Source organism: Enterococcus sp. 1001283B150225_161107_E12 (assembly GCF_015556925.1).
GTDB lineage: Bacteria > Bacillota > Bacilli > Lactobacillales > Enterococcaceae > Enterococcus_B > Enterococcus_B mundtii.
Window position 1 is genome coordinate 71,959 of sequence record NZ_JADNNI010000015.1, and the last position, 21,034, is coordinate 92,992.

17 protein-coding genes are annotated in these 21,034 nt (G+C 38.6%); 7 read left to right on the forward strand and 10 right to left on the reverse strand.

Annotated elements, in window-relative coordinates:
* Window positions 1–76 precede the first annotated feature (76 nt).
* The 9 genes from I2F89_RS11515 to rpsB all read right to left on the reverse strand — a co-directional run bounded on the left by I2F89_RS11515 (window position 77) and on the right by rpsB (window position 13,256).
* Window positions 77–4,429, reverse strand: coding sequence for a PolC-type DNA polymerase III (locus tag I2F89_RS11515; RefSeq protein WP_065096790.1), 4,353 nt, complete (start codon window positions 4,427–4,429; stop codon window positions 77–79).
* Between the two features lie 521 nt (window positions 4,430–4,950).
* Entirely contained in the window at window positions 4,951–6,660 is a 1,710-nt protein-coding gene (locus I2F89_RS11520; RefSeq protein WP_010735191.1) for a proline--tRNA ligase, read from the reverse strand.
* A gap of 58 nt (window positions 6,661–6,718) precedes the next feature.
* Window positions 6,719–7,987 (reverse strand): RIP metalloprotease RseP, encoded by a 1,269-nt coding sequence (gene rseP, locus I2F89_RS11525; RefSeq protein WP_062805088.1) that lies wholly within the window; start codon window positions 7,985–7,987, stop codon window positions 6,719–6,721.
* A 200-nt stretch (window positions 7,988–8,187) separates the two neighbouring features.
* A complete protein-coding gene (locus I2F89_RS11530) occupies window positions 8,188–8,988 on the reverse strand; it encodes a phosphatidate cytidylyltransferase (RefSeq protein ID WP_023519848.1) in 801 nt (266 codons plus the stop codon).
* The gene (locus I2F89_RS11535) at window positions 8,985–9,791 is read right to left on the reverse strand and encodes an isoprenyl transferase (protein ID WP_010735188.1); all 807 of its coding nucleotides are present in this window, start codon (window positions 9,789–9,791) and stop codon (window positions 8,985–8,987) included. The genes I2F89_RS11530 and I2F89_RS11535 overlap by 4 nt, the downstream gene beginning before the upstream one ends.
* A 180-nt stretch (window positions 9,792–9,971) precedes the next feature.
* The gene (gene frr, locus I2F89_RS11540) at window positions 9,972–10,529 is read right to left on the reverse strand and encodes a ribosome recycling factor (RefSeq protein WP_023519849.1); all 558 of its coding nucleotides are present in this window, start codon (window positions 10,527–10,529) and stop codon (window positions 9,972–9,974) included.
* Between the two features lie 3 nt (window positions 10,530–10,532).
* Window positions 10,533–11,255 carry a UMP kinase gene (gene pyrH, locus I2F89_RS11545; RefSeq protein WP_010735186.1) on the reverse strand — a complete coding sequence of 241 codons (723 nt, stop codon included), beginning with the start codon at window positions 11,253–11,255 and terminating at the stop codon, window positions 10,533–10,535.
* Window positions 11,256–11,489: 234 nt separating this feature from the next.
* Window positions 11,490–12,371 carry a translation elongation factor Ts gene (tsf, locus tag I2F89_RS11550; RefSeq protein ID WP_010735185.1) on the reverse strand — a complete coding sequence of 294 codons (882 nt, stop codon included), beginning with the start codon at window positions 12,369–12,371 and terminating at the stop codon, window positions 11,490–11,492.
* A 102-nt stretch (window positions 12,372–12,473) separates the two neighbouring features.
* Window positions 12,474–13,256: a 30S ribosomal protein S2 gene (gene rpsB, locus I2F89_RS11555; protein WP_010735184.1), complete on the reverse strand. Its 783-nt coding sequence runs from the start codon at window positions 13,254–13,256 to the stop codon at window positions 12,474–12,476.
* A gap of 374 nt (window positions 13,257–13,630) precedes the next feature.
* On the opposite strand from rpsB, the gene I2F89_RS11560 reads away from it, so the two are divergent.
* The 5 genes from I2F89_RS11560 (at window position 13,631) to I2F89_RS11580 (ending at window position 18,682) form a co-directional block, all read left to right on the forward strand.
* Window positions 13,631–14,110: an arginine repressor gene (locus I2F89_RS11560; RefSeq protein ID WP_010735183.1), complete on the forward strand. Its 480-nt coding sequence runs from the start codon at window positions 13,631–13,633 to the stop codon at window positions 14,108–14,110.
* Window positions 14,111–14,514: 404 nt separating this feature from the next.
* Complete coding sequence (locus tag I2F89_RS11565; protein ID WP_195514375.1) at window positions 14,515–15,495, forward strand: hypothetical protein; 981 nt, start codon at window positions 14,515–14,517, stop codon at window positions 15,493–15,495.
* Window positions 15,496–15,540: 45 nt separating this feature from the next.
* On the forward strand, window positions 15,541–16,539 hold the full coding sequence (locus tag I2F89_RS11570) for a hypothetical protein (RefSeq protein WP_195514376.1): 999 nt from the start codon (window positions 15,541–15,543) through the stop codon (window positions 16,537–16,539).
* A gap of 130 nt (window positions 16,540–16,669) precedes the next feature.
* Complete coding sequence (locus tag I2F89_RS11575) at window positions 16,670–17,653, forward strand: hypothetical protein (protein ID WP_074801806.1); 984 nt, start codon at window positions 16,670–16,672, stop codon at window positions 17,651–17,653.
* Window positions 17,654–17,698: 45 nt separating this feature from the next.
* Window positions 17,699–18,682 (forward strand): hypothetical protein, encoded by a 984-nt coding sequence (locus I2F89_RS11580; protein WP_074801803.1) that lies wholly within the window; start codon window positions 17,699–17,701, stop codon window positions 18,680–18,682.
* 19 nt (window positions 18,683–18,701) lie between these two features.
* On the opposite strand, the gene I2F89_RS11585 is transcribed toward I2F89_RS11580, so the two are convergent.
* Window positions 18,702–19,070 (reverse strand): EndoU domain-containing protein, encoded by a 369-nt coding sequence (locus I2F89_RS11585; protein WP_254905418.1) that lies wholly within the window; start codon window positions 19,068–19,070, stop codon window positions 18,702–18,704.
* Window positions 19,071–19,315: 245 nt separating this feature from the next.
* Between I2F89_RS11585 and I2F89_RS11590 the strand changes: the two genes are divergently transcribed.
* The gene (locus I2F89_RS11590) at window positions 19,316–20,299 is read left to right on the forward strand and encodes a hypothetical protein (protein WP_074801798.1); all 984 of its coding nucleotides are present in this window, start codon (window positions 19,316–19,318) and stop codon (window positions 20,297–20,299) included.
* A 40-nt stretch (window positions 20,300–20,339) separates the two neighbouring features.
* A partial coding sequence (locus tag I2F89_RS11595) for a hypothetical protein (protein ID WP_195514377.1) occupies window positions 20,340–21,034 on the forward strand: 695 nt, incomplete at its 3' end.

A 21,034-nucleotide genomic window follows, 5' to 3' on the forward strand; every position in this document is an offset into this window, starting at 1 on the left:
CATTAGAATCAACTGGCAACCAGCTTTACTAATCTTTGCTTTCATTTTGATTCATTTTCATTTCTCACGTTGACTTTTATAACATATCAAATAACGATAATTGATTTTCATCAGGTAAATCTTTCAAGACACCATTTTCTGTCATATACTCGATCAACGTCTTCGAGACTTTCCCACGAGTTGCCAAGTCTTCTTTGGATAAGAAAGGACCATCTTTTCTAGCTTCGACGATTTGTTTCGCTACGTTGGCCCCTAAACTTGGTACCGCACGAAATGGCGCAATCAGCGTGTCTCCTTCGATCACAAAGTTTACTGCATCGGATTTGTATAAATCGATCATTCCAAATTTCAAGCCACGTTCTAGCATCTCATTGGCTAACTCTAAAACTGTCAACTGATTCTTTTCTTTTACAGAAGCATCTAACCCTTTATCCGTGATTTCCTTCATCGCCTCTTTCACTGCTTCTTTTCCTTTGCACATAGCGACAAGATTAAAATCATCTGCACGAACGGAAAAATAGGCACAGTAATACAATATCGGAAAATAAACTTTGAAATAAGCAACCCGTAACGCCATCAAGACATAAGCAGCCGCATGGGCTTTCGGGAACATGTATTTGATTTTCGAACAAGAATCGATGTACCAGTCAGGTACGTTATTTTCTTTCATTGCGGTCAAATACGTTTCACGTAATTCGTCAGGGATCTTATTCCATAATCCTTTACGCACCGTCTCCATGATTTTGAACGCCATCCCACTATCTAAGCCAGCATGGATCAAATAAACCATGATATCGTCACGACAGCCGATTACTTCAGCCAGCGTTGCATCCCCACGTTTGATCAATTCCTCTGCGTTCCCTAACCAAACATCCGTACCATGAGAAAGACCAGAGATCTGCAATAATTCCGCAAAAGTCGTTGGGTGTGTTTCCTCTAGCATCCCACGAACGAAACGTGTCCCAAATTCCGGTATCCCTAATGTACCTGTTTTAGAATAAATCTGTTCTTGTGTGACTCCCAAGACTTCGGGTCCAGAAAAGATCCGCATGACTTCTGGATCATCGGTTGGGATTGTTTGTGGATCAATCCCAGATAAATCTTGCAACATCCGGATCACCGTTGGATCATCGTGTCCCAGGATATCAAGTTTCAAGACATTGTCATGGATCGAGTGGAAATCAAAGTGGGTCGTTTTCCATTCTGAATTCTGATCGTCTGCCGGATATTGGATCGGCGTGAAATCATATACATCCATATAATCGGGGATAACAATGATCCCCCCTGGATGCTGTCCGGTCGTTCGTTTGACCCCAGTAGCACCTTTGGCTAAGCGGTCCACTTCGGCACTTCGGTAATGCAAATTGTGATCACGTTCAAACCCTTTAACGAATCCATACGCCGTCTTATCCGCAACAGTACCGATCGTTCCCGCACGATAGACATATTCTTCACCAAACAATACTTTCGTATAATGATGGGCTTCTGCTTGATAATCCCCTGAGAAATTCAAATCGATATCGGGTACTTTATCGCCATGGAAACCTAAGAATGTTTCAAACGGAATATCATGCCCATCTTTATTTAAACGAGTGCCGCATTTTGGACATTTTTTCTCAGGCATATCAAATCCTGAACCGTAAGTTCCATCTTCATAAAATTCCGAATACTGACAATCTGGGCAATAGTAATGGGGTGCCAATGGATTGACCTCTGTGATCCCGGTCATGGTTGCGACGAAACTAGAACCAACCGAGCCACGAGAACCAACTAAATAGCCATCTTCATTACTTTTATGCACTAACTTTTGTGAAATCAAATAAATCACTGAGAAGCCATTACCATTGATCGAATCCAGTTCTTTTTTCAGACGCTTTTCTACGATATCCGGTAATGGATCACCATACATTTGTTTTGCCTTCGTATAACTTAGATCTGTGATTTCATCTTCCGAACCAGGGATTTTAGGCGTATATAATTCATCTTTAACTGGCACGACTTCTTCACAGATATCTGCAATCTTATTGGTATTTTCAACTACGATTTCTTTTGCTAAATCTGTCCCTAAGAAGGTGAAAGCAGTCAGCATCTCATCCGTTGTTCTGAAATGCACTTCAGGCAAACTGTGACGATTCAATGGATTGGCTCCCCCCATCGAATTGACCAAGATTTTACGATAGATCGCATCTTCTTCATTCAGATAGTGGACATTTCCTGTTGCTACAACGATTTTATCTAATGATTTGCCGATTTCTACTAAGTTACGAATGATTTCTTCTAAATCATGTTCATTTTTGACAAGCTCTTGCTCCAGGAGTGGTGCATAGACAGCCTTAGGCATGACTTCGATATAGTCATAAAATTTCGCCCGATTACGTGCTTCTTCTACCCCTTTTTGCATCATAGCTTCAAAAATCTCACCTTTGTCACAGGCAGAGCCAACTAACAGATCTTGTCGGAATTTTTTCAGTTGTGATCGGGGGATTCGTGGCACACGTTCAAAATAATCGACGTTTGACATCGAGATCAATTTGAACAGGTCTTTTAATCCAGCTTGGTTTTTCGCCAGTAATGTGACATGGAAAGGTCGCGCCCGTTTGTAAGAATCACCCTCACCTACATGGGCATTCAACTGATCGTGGTAATACATTTCGTGGTTTTCCATCGCTTCTTTAATAAATATCCAAGCCAGATGCCCGGTTGCTTCCGCGTCATAAATCGCGCGGTGATGTTGTTCCAAGCTAACACCGAATTTTTTTGATAGTACACCTAAACCAAACCGTTTGAATTGTGGATATAAATAACGAGCTAATTCTAAGGTATCTATAACTGGATTGGCGGCTTCAGGGATGTTGTATTTGGCATAACTTGTATTCAAAAATCCCATATCGAATGCCGCATTATGGGCAACTAGGATCGCATCTTTTGAGAATTCCAAGAATAAGCGTAAAACTTCTTCCTCAGATTTTGAACCGCGAACCATTTCATCCGTGATTCCTGTCAAATCAATGGTTGTTCGTGACAAGGGATGTCCAGGATCGATAAATTCATCAAAACTTTCAATGACATTTCCTTTATACATCTTAACAGCAGCTAACTCGATGATCGTATCATAAACAGCAGACAAACCTGTTGTCTCCACGTCAAACACGACATAAGTGGATTCACTCAATGAATCATGGGCGTCATTATACGCAATCGGCACTCCATCATCGACCACATTCGCTTCGACACCATACAAGATCTTCACACCAGCTTTTTTCCCTGCACTATGTGCCTCTGGAAATGCTTGTGCACCGCCATGGTCAGTGATTGCAATTGCTTTATGTCCCCACTTACCTGCTTGTGCCACAAGATCTGCAATATTGTTCGTCGCATCCATGGTACTCATATTACTATGAAGATGTAATTCGACACGCTTTTCCCCTTCAGGAGAATAATCTTTACGTGGTGCATGTTTGACTTCTAAAATGTCTTGGGCATTCATCACTAGGTCACGAACAAAGGTGTCTTCTTGGACACTCCCACGAACTTTCAACCAACTACCCGTACTGATTGCTTCAAAGATTTGTTCATCTTTTTCATTATTTGAAAACTTTTTGACGATAAATGAAGAAGTGTAATCTGTGATCTTCAATGTCAAAATCTTACGTTTTGAACGAAGCTCGCGTACTTCTTTATCGAACACGTAGCCTTCGATCGTTACCCGGCGTTCCTCTTCCAAGATATTGATCATCGGTGTGATAGGCTCATCATTCGGGATATTTCTACCTAGTTGGATCGGCCCGTCAAGCGCTGGTAATTGCTCTTTGCGCTCTTTTTTCTTTTGTTCATGAACAATCAAGCTTTCAGCCGCTTGTTTCATAAACGCCTCAGCCTGTTCTTGTCGTCTTTCTTCAAAAAGCTTTAGGACTCTTTCTGCTTGTTGCTCATCAACTTCTGGTTCGATCCGAAACTTAGGAAAGCCGTAACTAACAAATAACTGTTCTACTAATGGCAGATATTGTTGTTTAAGATAGCCAATCGCTCCCTCACCATCAACAGGCAAAATCACCTTATGATCTTTGATCGTTGGCACTTGCGTCTTTAATACCTTTTGTACTAAAGGCGTATCGCATTGCTGACTCTCCAGTGCTTGCGACCAATAATCCTGTAAGAGTTGTTCATCAAATGTTTGATCCGCTGCTTGAACTGTGATTTTCACCTCAGCAATTTCTTTGAATGCAAGTATGACATGTTGCACCAACGAGCGATAAAGCATCACAGGCAAAATAGCTGGAAAACGTAACGTAAACTCCCACAGACGAGATTTACGATGGACCACCACCTGTTCCATTTCACCAGCAGAAATAAGCGGATGCGCTTTTTCTGTTTCTTCTAATTGGATCTGCTCCAATAATTTCTCAAATAACTCTCGTTTTTCTGACAAAAATATACGCCCTTTCTGTCAAGACCAGAAATCATTCCATTTCCGACCCTTACTTTTCAATACTATCTAGTATAACCCTTTTTAGGGAAATTTTCATTAAGGTTGTGAAAGAAGCGGTCAGCACTGAGTAATAAGACAAGAAAATCGAAAATGGCTTTTTCATTTTTGATTTTTTTGGCTTATTATTGAAGTGTTGCTACTTGAACACCGTTTATCAAGGTTGTGAGAAAGCCGGTTAGCTCCGAGTATTAAGGCAGAAATTGAGAAAATAGCTTCTCATATTTTTTGATTTTCCAGCTTAATGTTGAAGGTTAGCTTTTCGAACACCGTTTATCAGGTTGTGAAAGAAGCGGTCAGCACTGAGTAATAAGACAGAAAAATCGAAAATGGCTTTTTCATTTTTGATTTTTTGCCTTATTATTGAAGTGTTGCTTCTTGAACAACCTCTATCCCAATCACCAAAGGAAATGAAAAAGTCGCTTCCGTCTTTTAAAAGACTGATACGACTTTTCCACTCTTATTTATTCGCCTTGATTCAATAAAATCGGTAATGTATTTACAAGTTCTTCTTTCCGAACTTCGACCATTTCACCTGTTTTTTTGATTTTCACTTCGACGATGCCATCTACTGCTTTTTTACCGACGGTGATACGGATTGGACATCCGATCAAATCAGAATCAGCAAACTTAACACCTGCACGCTCATTGCGATCATCAACAAGTACTTGATAACCGGCTTCGTTCATTGCTTTTTCCACTTCATTCGTCAAGTTCGTTTGGAACTCATCTTTTAAGTTCATTTGTACGACATGCAAATCAAATGGTGCAATGCCTTTTGGCCAGTGAATACCGTTTTCGTCTGCATTTTGTTCAACGATTGCTGAAAGTAGACGGCTCACACCGATACCATAACAACCCATGATCACGTGTTTTTCACGACCATTTTCATCAAGAACAGTAGCACCCATTGATTCACTGTAACGTGTCCCTAGTTTGAAGATATGACCGATCTCGATTCCTCGAGTGAAGGCTAATACGCCATTATTATCTGGCGAAGGATCGCCTTCTTGGACAAAGCGTAAGTCTTCATATGCTAGAACATTGAAATCACGTTCTGGATTGACATTGATATAATGGTAGCCAGTTTCATTCGCTCCCGCAATCGCGTTTGCCAGATCTTGAACATGACGATCCGCATAGACTTTGACCTCTTCAGCTACACCGATTGGTCCAACTGATCCAAAATCAGCGCCTAAATAGTTTTTCGCTTCTTCTTCTGTTGCTTCTTCTAAGAAATCTGCACCTAAGAAGTTTTTCAATTTCACATCATTGACTTCATGATCGCCGCGAACTAAAACTAAAACAGGTTGCTCATCTGCTGTGAAAAGTACAGATTTGATGATTTTTTGTGGTTGAACGTCAAAGAAAGCTGCAACCTCTTCGATGGTTTTCACATCTGGTGTTTCTTTCTTTTCCATTTCCAATTGTGTTTCATGGGATTTTTTTGGCACATAGTAGCTCGTCGCCATCTCTAAATTTGCTGCATAGTCACTTTCTGTTGAATAACAAATCGTGTCTTCACCAATTTCTGAGATCGCCATAAATTCTTTTGAGTCTTTTCCGCCCATCGCGCCACCGTCACCGATGATTGCACGGAACTCTAGACCACAACGCTTAAAGATCTCTGTATAAGCTTTTTCGTAATCTTTGTATGTTTCATCCAAACTCTCTTGAGAAGCATGGAAAGAATAAGCATCTTTCATGATAAATTCGCGTCCACGTAATAATCCAAAACGAGGACGTTTTTCATCACGGTATTTTGCTTGGATCTGATAAAGATTCAAAGGTAATTTTTTGTATGAATTGACTTCATCACGGATCAATTCTGTAAATGTTTCTTCATGTGTTGGTCCTAAGATCATCTGACGATCGTTGCGATCATTCAAGCGATATAAGTTGGGACCGTATGTTTCATAACGACCAGATTCTTGCCATAACTCAGCAGGTAAAATCGCTGGCATCAACATTTCTACTGCGCCGATTTTTTCAAATTCTTCGCGCATGATCGTTTTTAATTTTTCTAATACACGATTTGCAAGTGGTAAATAAGAATAGATTCCAGCCGAAACCTGACGAATGTAACCGGCACGTAGTAAGATTTGATGACTTAATACTTCCGCATCATTTGGAACTTCTCTTAATGTTGGAATCAACATTTTTGATTGTCTCATTATATAAACTCCTTTATTCCTCAAATAATCTAACGCATGTCATTATACCCTACTTTTTCTAGAAAAAGAATCGTTGAATGTCATTCCATGTCACTAATACCATCAATAGCATCAGGAAGCCAAAACCAACAAGCGTCAAAACGCCTTCTTTTTCCTGACTAAGTGGTTTACCACGGACACCTTCAAAAATATTCAAGACTAGTTTTCCACCATCTAATGCTGGAATCGGTAATAAATTGACGATCCCTAAATTCATGGATAAGATCGCCATCAAACCAATGACTGTCATGATCCCTTGATTCGCTGCCTCAGAAGATAATTGGAACATCATCACCGGTCCACCTAATTTGTCCAAGCTAAAGCCGGTAAATAATGAACCTAATGCTTTGAATATTTCCAAAGAGCTACTAAATGCACGTTGTGTTCCACCGATGATCTTATCGAAGAAGCCAGTTTTCATTGGCGCTTGTATTCCAAGTTGACCAATTTTTTCACCATTCGACTCAATTGCTTTCGGTGTCACTTCAACAGAAGAAACCTGTCCATTTCGTTCAACTTCAAAATCAAGTGGTTTATCTGGATTTTCAGTAATGATCGCTGTCAGATCATTCCATGTTTGGATCGATTTCCCCTCAACTGAAAGAATTTCATCATTTTCTTTCAGTCCGGCTGCAGCCGCAGCTCCGTCTGGCGTAACAACACCGATTTGGTTGGTATTTGTGACTGTCACCCCGCCTTGCATGAACGCTAATACGATGAACAATAGAATCGCTAGAATAAAATTATTCATTGGACCCGCAAAGTTAGTCAACATTCGTTGCCATAATTTGGCTGATTGGAACTGCACATCTCTCGGTGCGATCCTCAATTCAGTCCCATCCGCCTCGATGATCGAAGCATCGTGATCCACTGCATACGTTACTTCTTGCGTTTCATCACCATTCACATAACCTGTGATCGTGAGTGCTTCATCAAGATCATAACGGATCAATTCCATTGGGATCGCATTGGTCAATTGGATTTTTTTGCTTAAATTGATTTTCTTTACGACATGATCTGAATCCATCAAAAGCGATAACGGCATTCCTGGGGCCATTTCCGTTTCGTCGTCCCCATTCCCAGCCATTCTCACATAGCCACCGATCGGTAACAAACGCAATGTATAAGTCGTGCCGTCTTTTGCTTGATGACCGTAGATTTTAGGTCCCATGCCAATCGCAAACTCGCGAACTAGGATTCCTGATCGTTTCGCAAAGAAGAAGTGGCCAAATTCATGTACGATCACTAAGATGCCAAAAACGATAATGAACGTGATAATTGTTCTCATCCTATTCTCCTTTACATTAATCATTATTTTTTATTCAGTTAAAATAAAACTACTTAATTTTACCATATTATCGACACTTCACCAAGCACCTATTAAAATGTAAAAAAATAAAAATCCTGTAAAGAATCTCCTTACCGATCGTGTCTGATTGACGGACGAAAAACTTTTGGTTTCGGAAGCTTCTTTTACAGAATTTTTATTTAAATCAATCCAAATAAGTACATGACAGGAAAGACGAACAATAGACTATCGAATCGATCTAAGATCCCACCATGTCCAGGTAAAATGTTCCCTGAATCTTTGACCTCATAGTGGCGTTTAATTGCCGACTCGACTAGATCCCCAAATTGGCCTACGATCGATAGAATGATCGTTAGGAGTAACATGACGAATAAGCCATGTCCAAACAATTCTTGTGGTGGATAAAGTAAGAAATATAGTAAGGCAACAACTAACGCACTACCTATTCCCCCTAATGCACCTTCAATCGTTTTGTTGGGTGAGATATCTGGCCATAGCTTACGCTTACCAAAACGTCTACCAACTAGATATGCGCCAATATCGGTTGCCCAAACGATGAACAAGCCAAAAAGCAATACGTTGATTCCTTCTGTACGCGCACTAACAAAGTTTTGAAAACCAAAACCGACATATAAACTAGTAACAACTGGAAAACCAGCTTCATCGATCGTATACATATTTTTTGAGAAGACAGCGGCACCCAATAGGATCATCACAGTCAAATAAAACAACATAAATTCATTTGTTTGTTCAGGTAAAAAGAAAAACCAGCGCTCTTTCGGCAGGACAAGAAAAACTGCACCAATGGCAGAAAGAACTCCTTCAAAACTTAATAGTGTCAATCCTTTCATACGAAAAAGTTCATAGACACCAACTACTGCTAATAAAGCCGCTACTAGCTCAAGACCAATTCCTCCGATCCAAATGATCGGAATAAATAATGCCAATGCTACGACCGCAGTGATCACACGTTGCTTCATGATTGTTCTCCTTTATCTACACTTTTTACGCCACCAAAACGACGGTCTCGATGTTGATAAGAAGCGATTGCTTCCTCTAAATGGGCGCCGTCAAAATCTGGCCATAAGGCTTTTGAAAAATATAATTCACTATAAGCAATCTGCCACAATAAGAAATTACTGATCCGTTCTTCGCCACTTGTCCGGATGACTAATCCTGGATCGCGAAGTTCGGGAGGTAAGAAACCGGTCATCAAATGATCCGCGATCATGTCCTCGTCGATGTCTTCCGTAGAAAGATCGTTTTCTTTTACTTGTTCACTGATTGCTTTGACTGCAGAGATGATTTCTGCCCGACTACCATAATTCAGTGCGAAGTTTAAGATCATTCCCGTATTTTCTTTGGTTTGTTCAATAGCACGGCGTACTGCATCTTGCGTATGTTCCGGCAAGAGTTCTTCATAGCCCATCACTTGTACCTTGACATTTTCAGCAATCAACTCAGGGACGAACGTATCAAAAAAGTCTACAGGTAATTGCATCAAAAAATTGACTTCCTCTTTTGGACGTTTCCAATTTTCGGTTGAAAACGCATAGAGCGTTAACACCTTTACCCCAAGTCGAGAAGCTTTTTTAGTGACTTTCTTAACGGTTTCCATGCCTTCTTTGTGGCCAGCCACTCGTGGAAGACGACGGTTTTGTGCCCAACGACCATTCCCATCCATGATGATGGCGATATGTTTCGGGATATCTCTCTGCGCATCAAAATGGTGCTCACTTTTTTCTTGAATATATTTGTTTTTTTGCGGAAAAAAACGTAACATTCTTTTTCCTCCCATACTAAAAAATTACAACTATCTTTACCATTATAGCAATATCTATCGTTATTTCCTATGGTATAGCCCTTTTTTTACGCAAATTCAAAGGATTTTTTAGTTTTTCTTAGTCAAAAAGTAAAAAACAGGAGACAGCACTTCACACTGTCCACCTGTCTTTATTGATTCTTATACTTCAAGCAATTCTTTTTCTTTGTCTGCAGCGATACGATCTACTTCTTTGATACTGTCATCTGTCAAAGTTTGCACTTCTTTTTCTAAGTCACGCAAATCATCTTCTGTGATATCGCCATTTTTTTGTTGTTTTTTGTACTCATCGATTGCATCACGACGAATGTTACGGACAGCGATTTTCGCATTTTCAGCTTCTTTTTTCACGTCTTTCGCTAATTCTTTCCGACGTTCTTCTGTTAACTGAGGAATGACTAAACGGATCACATTTCCGTCATTTGTTGGGCTGATACCGATGTCGCTTGCCATGATCGATTTTTCGATGTCTTGAAGCACACTTTTATCGAATGGTGTGATCATCAATACTCTTGCTTCTGGGATCTGAATCGATGCTAATTGGTTCAATGGTGTTGGTGCGCCATAATAATTAACAGTGATACGATCTAATAAGCTCGCATTCGCACGGCCGGCACGGATCTGTCCAAGTTCACGTTGTAGATTTTGTGCTGCTTTTTGCATCTTGTCTTTTGCTTCTGTCATAATTGCATCTGCCATTGTTTATTTCCCCCTTACGGTTGTTCCGATATTTTCACCTAAGATTGCTCGGCGAATGTTTCCATGTTCATTAAGATTGAACACAAGTAACGGGATATCATTGTCCATACTCAATGAACTGGCAGTTGAATCCATTACTTGTAATCCTTTTGCAATGACTTCCATGTGTGTCAATTCATCGAATTTCACTGCTGTTGAATCGATTTTTGGATCGGCAGAATAAACACCGTCAACATTGTTCTTAGCCATTAAAATAACATCAGCGCCAATTTCAGCTGCACGTAATGCCGCAGTTGTATCTGTAGAAAAATAAGGGTTTCCAGTACCACCGGCAAAAATAACGATGCGCCCTTTCTCTAAATGACGCTCTGCTTTACGACGGATGTATGGTTCTGCGATTTGTCGCATTTCAATTGAGGTTTGGACGCGTGTAGGAACACCAACATTTTCTAATGTATCTTGTAATGCTAAAGCATTCATCACAGTTGCTAACATGCCCATGTAATCCGCTTGTGCACGTTCCATCCCCATTTGTGCGCCAATTTGACCGCGCCAGATATTTCCACCGCCGACAACAATTGCCATCTCTACGCCTAACTCGTGGACTTCTTTGATCTCTTGGATGATTTCTTTGATAACTGGTGGTTTGATTCCAAACCCTTCATCTCCAGCTAAAGCTTCTCCACTTAATTTTAAGACGACACGCTGATATTTTGGTGTGACCATGTTCATTCCTCCAATATTTTCTATTGACATTCTACCATATCCAGATAGTTTAGGCACGAAAATACCTATGCTCTTGATATCTCTTGCCCTAAAAAAAAGAGCTGTGACGAATGTCGCTGCTCCTCATTTCATTCAAATAAGCGATGGAACCGATGTGGTCACAAAGAAAATGCAGAATAATCTCTATTTTCTTTGGACCAAACATCGTACCATTAATCAAGTCCGTAAACCGGATTATTTTTTCACTTGGTTCATTACTTCTTCTACAAAGTTATCTTCGCGTTTTTCGATACCTTCGCCGACTTCAAAGCGGACAAATGATTTCACAGTTGCGCCTTTAGAAGCAACAAATTTTTCAACAGTCATATCAGGATCTTTAACGAATGGTTGGTCAACCAATGCGATTTCAGCTTTAAATTTGTTTAAGCGTCCTTCAACCATTTTTTCAACGATGTTCGCTGGTTTGCCTTCGTTCAATGCTTGTTCAGTCAAGACTGTACGTTCGTGATCTAATTCAGCTTCAGGGATTTGTGTTTCGTTTACATAACGAGGGTTGATCGCTGCTACGTGCATCGCTACGTCTCTAGCTACCGCTTCGTCAGTTGTACCTTCTAAAACAGCTAATACAGCAATACGTCCACCCATGTGTAGGTAACCGCCAAATGCAGCGTTGTCATCTTTTTCGATTACTTCAAAACGACGGAAGCTGATTTTTTCACCGATAACTTGTGTTGCTTCGATCAAGTCAGATTCAACTGTTCCTTTTGATGTTTTGATTTTCATTGCTGCGTCCATGTCAGCTGGTTTGTTTTCAGCGACTAGTTCAGCGATTTCTTTTACTAAGTCTTGGAACATTTCGTTTTTAGAAACGAAGTCTGTTTCTGAGTTAACTTCAACGATTGCTGCAGTATTACCTTTCACTGCAACTGAAGCAAGACCTTCAGCGGCGATACGATCGTTTTTCTTCGCAGCTTTAGCCATTCCTTTTTCACGTAAAAGATCTACCGCTTTTTCGATGTCACCTTCAACTTCAACCAATGCTTTTTTCGCATCCATCATACCTACGCCAGTCATGTCGCGTAGTTCTTTTACCATTTTAGCTGTAACGTCTGCCATTTTTACTTCCTCCTAGTTGTATGCTTTTTCTTTAAAAAAAGCTGTTTCAAAGGAGAGTGAGGCTTGTCGCCTAGCCTTTGAAACAGCTCCATCATTTAAAAATTATTCTGCTGAAGAGTTGTCGCCTTCAACAACATCAACGATTTCTTCGATTGAAGTCGCTGTGTTTTCTGCTGAAAAATCTTCTTCAACTACTTGATCTTCCCCTTGATTTCCTTCGATGAAAGCATCAGCCATTTTTGAAGTAATCAATTTAACGGCACGGATTGCGTCGTCGTTTGATGGGATAACTACGTCGATCTCATCTGGATCACAGTTTGTATCAACCATTGCTACGATTGGGATATTCAATTTGTGTGCTTCTTGAACGGCAATGCGTTCTTTACGTGGGTCAACGATGTACATTACATCTGGGATTCTTGGCATATCAGCGATACCACCTAAGAATTTTTCAAGACGTTCACGTTGTTTGTTCAAACCAGCAACTTCTTTTTTAGGTAGAACTGCAAAAGTTCCATCTTCTTCCATTGCATTGATTTGTTTCAAACGAGCGATACGTTTTTGGATCGTATCCCAGTTTGTCAATGTTCCACCTAACCAACGGTGGTTTACAAAGTATTGTCCAGCACGAGTAGCTTCATCTTTGATTGCTTCTTGTGCTTGTTTTTTCGTACCTACGAATAAAGCAACGCCGCCTTCTTCTGCTACGCTCTTCATATAATCGTAAGCTGCATCTACTAATTTAACTGTTTTTTGCAAGTCAATAATGTAGATTCCGTTTCTTTCTGTGAAGATGTATTTCTTCATTTTTGGGTTCCAGCGACGAGTTTGGTGACCAAAGTGTACGCCGGCTTCTAGTAATTGTTTCATTGAAATTACTGCCATGTTTGTTTCCTCCGATTTGGTTTTTATTTTCCCTCTTCTTGTCTTCCAACTCGCTAGCCAACTTTTTCAAGCACCGACCAACGATCCAACAAGAATGTGGATTTATTGAGTAGTGACGTAAGATACACCAAAGTGATCTTTTTCTGCTCAACATTCAATAGTTTAACTGAATTGGGCATAAATTTCAAGAAAAAAAATCAACTTACTTATTTTTTTGTGTCTTCTTTTTCTCCCTCTCATTTTTTTACTTTATTTCTTTGTTTTTTTATAAGCAATTCGTGAAAAAATAAACAGGTAAATGTAAAATAAAGATGGGCAATTCAACGTTTTTTTGTTATGATACTTGTGAAAAGTTTCGTTAAAGGAGAACTAAAATGCGAAAAACTGAGCGACACTTGTTGATTAAACAAATCATTGAAGATTATACGATCCGTACACAAGATGAAATGTTAGCTAAGCTGACTGAAATGGGTGTATCTGCGACTCAAGCGACGATTTCAAGAGATATACGTGACTTAAAAATCGTTAAGGCGCCTGATGAAAATGGTGTTTCCCATTTTGTCCTGTTCAAAGAAAAGGAGACAGCTGAATCAAAAAGCGAAGATGAAAAACGTTTGATCCAGATGATTGAAGATATCGTGTTAAAAGTGGAACGAGTTCATTTTTTGACTATCGTCCATACCTTACCAGACAACGCACCGTTGTTCGCAGCTGTCTTAGATGAAATCAAACCGCCTCATATCGTTAGTACGATTGCTGGCTTTGATACAACGATCATTATTTCGAAAGATGATGAAGATGCGCAGTTAGTTGAAAACTTCTTGCATCATCCCACTACAGCAACAATTTTTTAAATGCCATAACAGTTAGTAATTGTATATATATTTTTTGATGTTGGTGAAATTTGCCAGCATCTTTTTTTATTTAAATCAATACTGGAGAAGAACCATGAACCTCTCTCAAGTTGACTTAACCTTTCGTTGCTATGAAAGCCCACTATACCTCGCACTCAATGCCTCATAGAAACAATAATAGTATTGTTTTCCACTAGTAGAATAAATTCAAATATCATGGAGAAACACAACAAGCGCTAAAAATCATATAAAGCTTCGTTCACTTTGAATTAGGCAGGTATTGCTTGTTTCATTATAAATCCCCACTTTTTTCTGATCGACGAAAAAACAGTCCCCCACACTCCTTATTTACATGTCATACTTTAATTTAAAAAACTTTTATAGCCTAGAAAGGAAAAACGATTATGACCTTCTTTCCCTTTGTCGATCCCAATCGTCCCCCACAAGCAGAAATCAAAAAAATGACAGAAGAACTCACTCAAAAGTTCCATGCAATCGATCCAGATTTGATTTTGATACATAATGATAACTTTATTGATTATGGTCCAGAGGTCTTTCCACAACTTTCTACTATCTACTGGGACCCTCGTGTACCGAATCATCCGATGGAACATTTTGTGTATTCGGAGTATCGTTTAAAAGGTAAGTTCTATACTGCTTATTGGGTTACCCCTTATGGTGTGATTATTGATAAATCACGATTAACGGATAGTCATGAAAAAAATTTGCAAAAAAAAGTAAGTAGCATTAATGATGCAATTCTTGAAGTCATTCGAGATTATCAAGTTCATAATCTTCTTTATTGGAAAGATTTGTTTTCACAAAAACAATTCGCACAACATGCTTTGGCCCTATATAAACAAAATCAACAAATAATCGGAGACATAAATATATGGAACTCCCCATTTGATTTCAGTGATCCAAAGTACCGACCTTTAGCAGCTGTTAAAAAAAATACTGAATTTCTAGAGACACAGCTGAGACAGTTAGATTTTCACTTAACTCTTACTCACGATGATTCATTTATTGATTTTGGACCAGAAATTGGTCATTTATTAGCTAATGCGCCTTATGACTCTGAACAAGATGAGCCTGATGATCCAATTGCTACCATATCTAATTATGAATATAATATTTATTTTAACCAGATACCTATTTACAGTCTCTCTCCTTATAGTATAGGAACGTGTTTTCATGGCGACTTCTTTAATGGTGGAATTACTAATGTTAAGTATCTGGGGCTAAATAAGGTGTTAGATGATGCGATTGAAGTGATTATGAGAAAATATATGCTTTACAACAAATACTATTGGCGTGAAACCTATACGCCAGAACAATTTCAGCACAAAATACGTGAAGATAAAGAATGGTGGACTTTATTTTAACAGTTTATTCAAAAAATAAAATCTTGAACAGAAAGGATAGTAACTATGACCTTCTTTCCCTTTGTCGATCCCAACCGTCGTCCACAAGCCAAGATCAAAAAAATGACAGAAGAACTGACCCAAAAATTTCAAGCAATCGATCCAGATTTGACTTTGATACATAATGATAACTTTATTGATTACGGTCCAGAGGTATTTCCACAACTTTCTACTATCTACTGGGACCCTCGTGTACCGAATCATCCGATGGAACATTTTGTGTATTCGGAGTATCTACTTAGATATGGAGGTTACCCTCTTTACTGGTTTACGCCCTATGGTGAACAAATCTATGAATATTATAGAAGACCTGGAGGGAATGCAGACTCGCGAAGAAAAACTTTAAAAATGATTGAACAGACTCTCCTAAGAATCATTCATGACTATCAAGTTCATAACCTTCTCTATTGGAAAGATATATTTACTGAAAAACAATTGGAACAGGAGAAGTTAAAACCCTACAAGAGAGTATCGCAATCTATTGGACCTGGCGAATTAATTAGTTCACCAATTAGTTTCACTGACCCCAAGCACCGACCTTTGGCTGCTGTAGAAAAGAATACCGAATTTCTGGAAACTCAGTTAGATCAATTAGATTCTCGATTAACCGTGATTCGTGATGACTCATACATTGATTTTGATCCAGAAGTTGGGTTCTTTTTCGCTGAATTCCCTTATGATCCTGAAGAAGATGAACCTAATGATCCTAGACGTTATTTGTCTAATGAAGAGTATACAATTAGTTACGGCGGTATTTCTTTATTTGGTTGTTCCCCTTATCAATTAAGCTATGGAATACATGGGGATTTTTATAACGAATGGATGTTTAACACGGATTACCTTAGTTTAAGCGAACAATTGAATAATTCAATTTTAGCTATCATCTATCAATATCAACAGAACAATTTATATTATTGGCGTAATGTGTATACACCTGAAATGTTTCAAAAAGAAATCAATAAATATAAAGACAGAGAGACATGGAGACTGGATAGGTCTGTCTAACTTAGACGTTTGTTAAAGCTTCACTCAAATTCTCTTTTTACTCCGACTTTCCCGAAATAATAATTCTCTCTTCTACTTTTCCAACGTGTTATGATTCAAATAAAAATTTTGAACAGAAAGGATAGTAACTATGACCTTCTTCCCCTTTGTCGATCCCAACCGTCGACCACAAGCAGAGATCAAAAAAATGACAGAAGAACTGACCCAAAAATTTCAAGCAATCGATCCAGATTTGACTTTGATACATAATGATAACTTTATTGATTATGGTCCGGAGGTCTTTCCAAAGCTATCAAAAATTTATTGGGACCCTCGTGTGCCAGATCACCCAATGGAACATTTTGTGTATTCGGAGTATCTACTTAGATATGGCGGCTATCCTCTTTACTGGTTTACGCCTTATGATGAAAAAATTTACGAATATTATAGAAGCCCTGGAGGGAATGCAGGCTCGCGAAGAAAAACTTTAAAAATGATTGAACAGACTATCCTAAGAATCATTCATGACTATCAAGTTCATAACCTTCTCTATTGGAAAGATATATTTACTGAAAAACAATTGGAACAGGAGAAGTTAAAACCCTACAAGAGAGTATCGCAATCTATTGGACCTGGCGAAATAATTAGTTCACCAATTAGTTTCACTGACCCCAAGCACCGACCTTTGGCTGCTGTAGGAAAGAATACGGAATTTCTAGAAACTCAGTTAGATCAATTGGATTCTCGATTAACCGTGATTCGTGATGACTCATATATTGATTTTGGTCCAGATATCGGTCATTTTCTTGCGGAGTGCCCTTACGATCCAGAGGAAGACGAGCCAGATGATCCTAGACGTGATTTATCTCGTTACGAGTACGACATTTATTTTAATAAAACATTACTTTTCTCTCTCTCTCCTTATTGTAGTGGGACTGGATTTCATGGCGATTACTTTAATGGGGGAATACCGAATGTTACCTACCTTGGACTAAGCAAGAAGCTAGTTGATGCGATCAATGTGATTATGAGAAAATATATGCTTTACAACAAATACTACTGGCGGGAAACCTATACCCCAGAACAATTTCAAAGTAAAATACGTGAAGATAAAGAATGGTGGACTTTATTTTAACAGTTTATTCAAAAAATAAAATCTTGAACAGAAAGGATAGTAACTATGACCTTCTTCCCCTTTGTCGATTCCAACCGTCGACCACAAGCAGAGATCAGAAAAATGACAGAAGAACTGACTCAAAAATTTCATGCAATCGATCCAGAATTGACCTTGATTCACAATGATAACTTTATTGATTATGGTCCAGAGGTCTTTCCACAACTTTCGTCGATTTACTGGGATCCTCGCGTGGCAAAACATCCGATGGAACATTTTGTGTATTCGGAGTATCTACTTAGATATAGAGGCTATCCTCTTTACTGGTTTACGCCTTACGATGAACAAATTTACGAATATTATAGAAAACCGAGTGGGGCTTCAGATTCTTCTAGACAAGCAGTAAAAGTGATTGACCAAGCTATCTTAAAAGTCATTCATGAATATCAAGTACTTAACCTGTTCTATTGGAATGACTTATTTCCAGAAAAACAATTGGAACAGGAAAGGTTAAAACCTTATAATCGTCCATCACAATTCATCGGACCAGGAGAACTCGTTAGTTCACCAATTAGTTTTACTGACCCCAAGCATCGACCTTTGGTTGCTGTAGAAAAGAATACCGAATACTTAGAAACACAGCTCAACAAACTAGATTTGCGCTTATCTCTTATTCATGATGATTCATACATTGACTTTGGCCCAAAGATTGGTCGTTTTTTAGCTGAATATTCTTATGATCCAGAAGAAGATGAACCTAATGATCCTATATGCGACTTATCTGATTCAGAGTATCAAATCTATTATGGTGATACTCTTTTGTACAGTTTTACTCCCTATAGCTTTGGAACTGGTTACCAAGGAAATATTCTTAATGGTGGCATACCTAGTTTCGTTCATCTTGGACTAAGTAATGAACTTGATGCTACTGTAATAAAACATGTTCACAAATATCAATTGAATAATTTATATTATTGGCGTGATTATTATACTACTGGAGAGTTCCAAAAAGAAATTAAAAAAAATAAAAAGATGTGGTGCTTAGAATAACTAAGCACCACCATCTTTATTATTTTATAATCGGATATGCTGTCGCAACCGTAATTTTTCCATTTGCTTTAACATTCGCATGTCCTTCTATCGTAAAACCTTCTGTACTTTCACCACTAAAAGGATGTCTCCCCGGTATATTAGGAACCTGTTTTTTTACAATTTGTTCTACTTCACTCGTAATTTTTTCTGCATCCCAGCTGTCTGGAAAAACAATATATTTTGTATTCTTATATTTCCCATCATACTTAACATTCGCCTCAAAAGGTCGTCCTTCCACCAATGTCCCAGTTGGTTCATAAACCACTCCACTGTCTGGATTATAAAAATCAGGGTGCCGTGAATGAGCACCTGTGATTTCAGGATCGCCAGTTCTTCCCGGTCTCACCTCTCCTGCCACATGACGCAAGGCTTTACGGATATAGTATTAGTGATTGGCAATTTTTCTACTAAGGACTACTTGGGATGTTCGATAGTCGATCTAACGCTTAGATAGGTGCCCCACCTAGATGTTTATTATCGCTTTACTCCTGTTCTCTTTACTTCGACTTTTTCGAAAAAAAATTCTTTATACTGTCTTTCAACATGTTATGATTCAAATGAAAAAACTTGATATAGAAAGGAATAATACCTATGACCTTCTTCCCCTTTGTCGATCCCAACCGTCGACCACAAGCCAAGATTCGAAAAACGACAGAAGAACTGACTCAAAAATTTCATGCAATCGATCCAGACTTGACCTTGATTCACAATGATAACTTTATTGATTATGGTCCAGAGGTCTTTCCACAACTTTCGTCGATTTACTGGGATCCTCGCGTGGCAAATCATCCGATGGAACATTTTGTGTACTCGGAGTACCAACTTAGATATAAAAACTACCCTCTTTACTGGTTTACTCCTTATGGTGAATGGCTTTACGAAACTTATCAAAAACCTGGAGGAACTCCAGATCCAGAAAGAAAAACTTTAAAAATGATTGATCAGACTATACTAAGAATCATTCATGACTATCAAGTTCATAACCTTCTCTATTGGAAAGATATATTTACAGAAAAACAATTTGAACAGGAAAAGTTAGAACCTTATAAACGATTATCACAATTCGTTGGACCAGTAAAAATCATTAGTTCGCCAATTAGTTTCACTGACCCCAAACATCGATCTTTAGCTGCTGTAGAAAAGAATACCGAATTTTTAGAAACTCAATTAGATCACTTAGATTCTCAATTAACGGTGATTCATGATGATTCTTATATTGATTTTGGTCCGGATATTGGCCATTTTCTTGCGGAATGTCCTTATGATCCTGAAGAAGACGAGCCAGATGATCCTAGACGTTACTTATCTCACTATGATTACAACATTTATTTTAATGAGACAGCCATTTACGGACTTTCTCCTTATAGTATAGGAACTAGTTTTCATGGCGACTTCTTTAATGGGGGGATTGCTAATGTTACGTACCTTGGACTTAGTAAGGAACTAGATGATGCGATTGAAGTGATTATGAGGAAATATATGCTCTATAATAAATATTACTGGCGCAACAATTATTCCTATGAAGATTTCCAAAAAATAGTGCGTAACTATAAAAAGACATGGAAGTTGAATTAATTCAACATCTTATGATTCTTGAACAGAAAGGATAGTAACTATGACCTTCTTCCCCTTTATCGATCCCAACCGTCGACCACAAGCAGAAATCAAAAAAATGACAGAAGAACTCACTCAAAAGTTTCATGCAATCGATCCAGATTTGTCTTTGATACATAATGATAACTTTATTGATTATGGTCCAGAGGTCTTTCCACAACTTTCTACTATCTACTGGGACCCTCGTGTACCGAATCATCCGATGGAATATTTTGTGTATTCGGAGTATCTGCTTAGATATAGAGGCTATCCTCTTTACTGGTTTACGCCTTACGATGAACAAATTTACGAATATTATAGAAAACCGAGCGGGGCTTCAGATTCTTCTAGACAAGCAGTAAAAGTGATTGACCAAGCTATCTTAAAAGTCATTCATGAATATCAAGTGCATAACCTGTTCTATTGGAATGACTTATTTACAGAAAAACAATTGGAACAGGAAAGGTTAAAACCTTATAATCGTCCATCACAATACATTGGACCAGGAGAACTCGTTAGTTCGCCGATTAGTTTCACTGACCCCAAGCATCGACCTTTGGCTGCTGTAGAAAAGAATACGGAATTTCTAGAAACTCGATTAAATAAATTAGATTCTCGATTAACCGTGATTCGTGATGAATCATACATTGATTTTGATCCAGAAGTTGGGTTCTTTTTCGCTGAATTCCCTTATGATCCTGAAGAAGATGAACCTAA

Coding starts and splice junctions, on each gene's coding strand:
- I2F89_RS11520 (WP_010735191.1), bottom strand. CDS start 6,660: ATGAGACAATCAAAAATGTTGATTCCAACATTAAGAGAAGTTCCAAAT.
- rseP (WP_062805088.1), bottom strand. CDS start 7,987: ATGAGAACAATTATCACGTTCATTATCGTTTTTGGCATCTTAGTGATC.
- I2F89_RS11530 (WP_023519848.1), bottom strand. CDS start 8,988: ATGAAGCAACGTGTGATCACTGCGGTCGTAGCATTGGCATTATTTATT.
- I2F89_RS11535 (WP_010735188.1), bottom strand. CDS start 9,791: ATGTTACGTTTTTTTCCGCAAAAAAACAAATATATTCAAGAAAAAAGT.
- frr (WP_023519849.1), bottom strand. CDS start 10,529: ATGGCAGATGCAATTATGACAGAAGCAAAAGACAAGATGCAAAAAGCA.
- pyrH (WP_010735186.1), bottom strand. CDS start 11,255: ATGGTCACACCAAAATATCAGCGTGTCGTCTTAAAATTAAGTGGAGAA.
- tsf (WP_010735185.1), bottom strand. CDS start 12,371: ATGGCAGACGTTACAGCTAAAATGGTAAAAGAACTACGCGACATGACT.
- rpsB (WP_010735184.1), bottom strand. CDS start 13,256: ATGGCAGTAATTTCAATGAAACAATTACTAGAAGCCGGCGTACACTTT.
- I2F89_RS11560 (WP_010735183.1), top strand. CDS start 13,631: ATGCGAAAAACTGAGCGACACTTGTTGATTAAACAAATCATTGAAGAT.
- I2F89_RS11565 (WP_195514375.1), top strand. CDS start 14,515: ATGACCTTCTTTCCCTTTGTCGATCCCAATCGTCCCCCACAAGCAGAA.
- I2F89_RS11570 (WP_195514376.1), top strand. CDS start 15,541: ATGACCTTCTTTCCCTTTGTCGATCCCAACCGTCGTCCACAAGCCAAG.
- I2F89_RS11575 (WP_074801806.1), top strand. CDS start 16,670: ATGACCTTCTTCCCCTTTGTCGATCCCAACCGTCGACCACAAGCAGAG.
- I2F89_RS11580 (WP_074801803.1), top strand. CDS start 17,699: ATGACCTTCTTCCCCTTTGTCGATTCCAACCGTCGACCACAAGCAGAG.
- I2F89_RS11590 (WP_074801798.1), top strand. CDS start 19,316: ATGACCTTCTTCCCCTTTGTCGATCCCAACCGTCGACCACAAGCCAAG.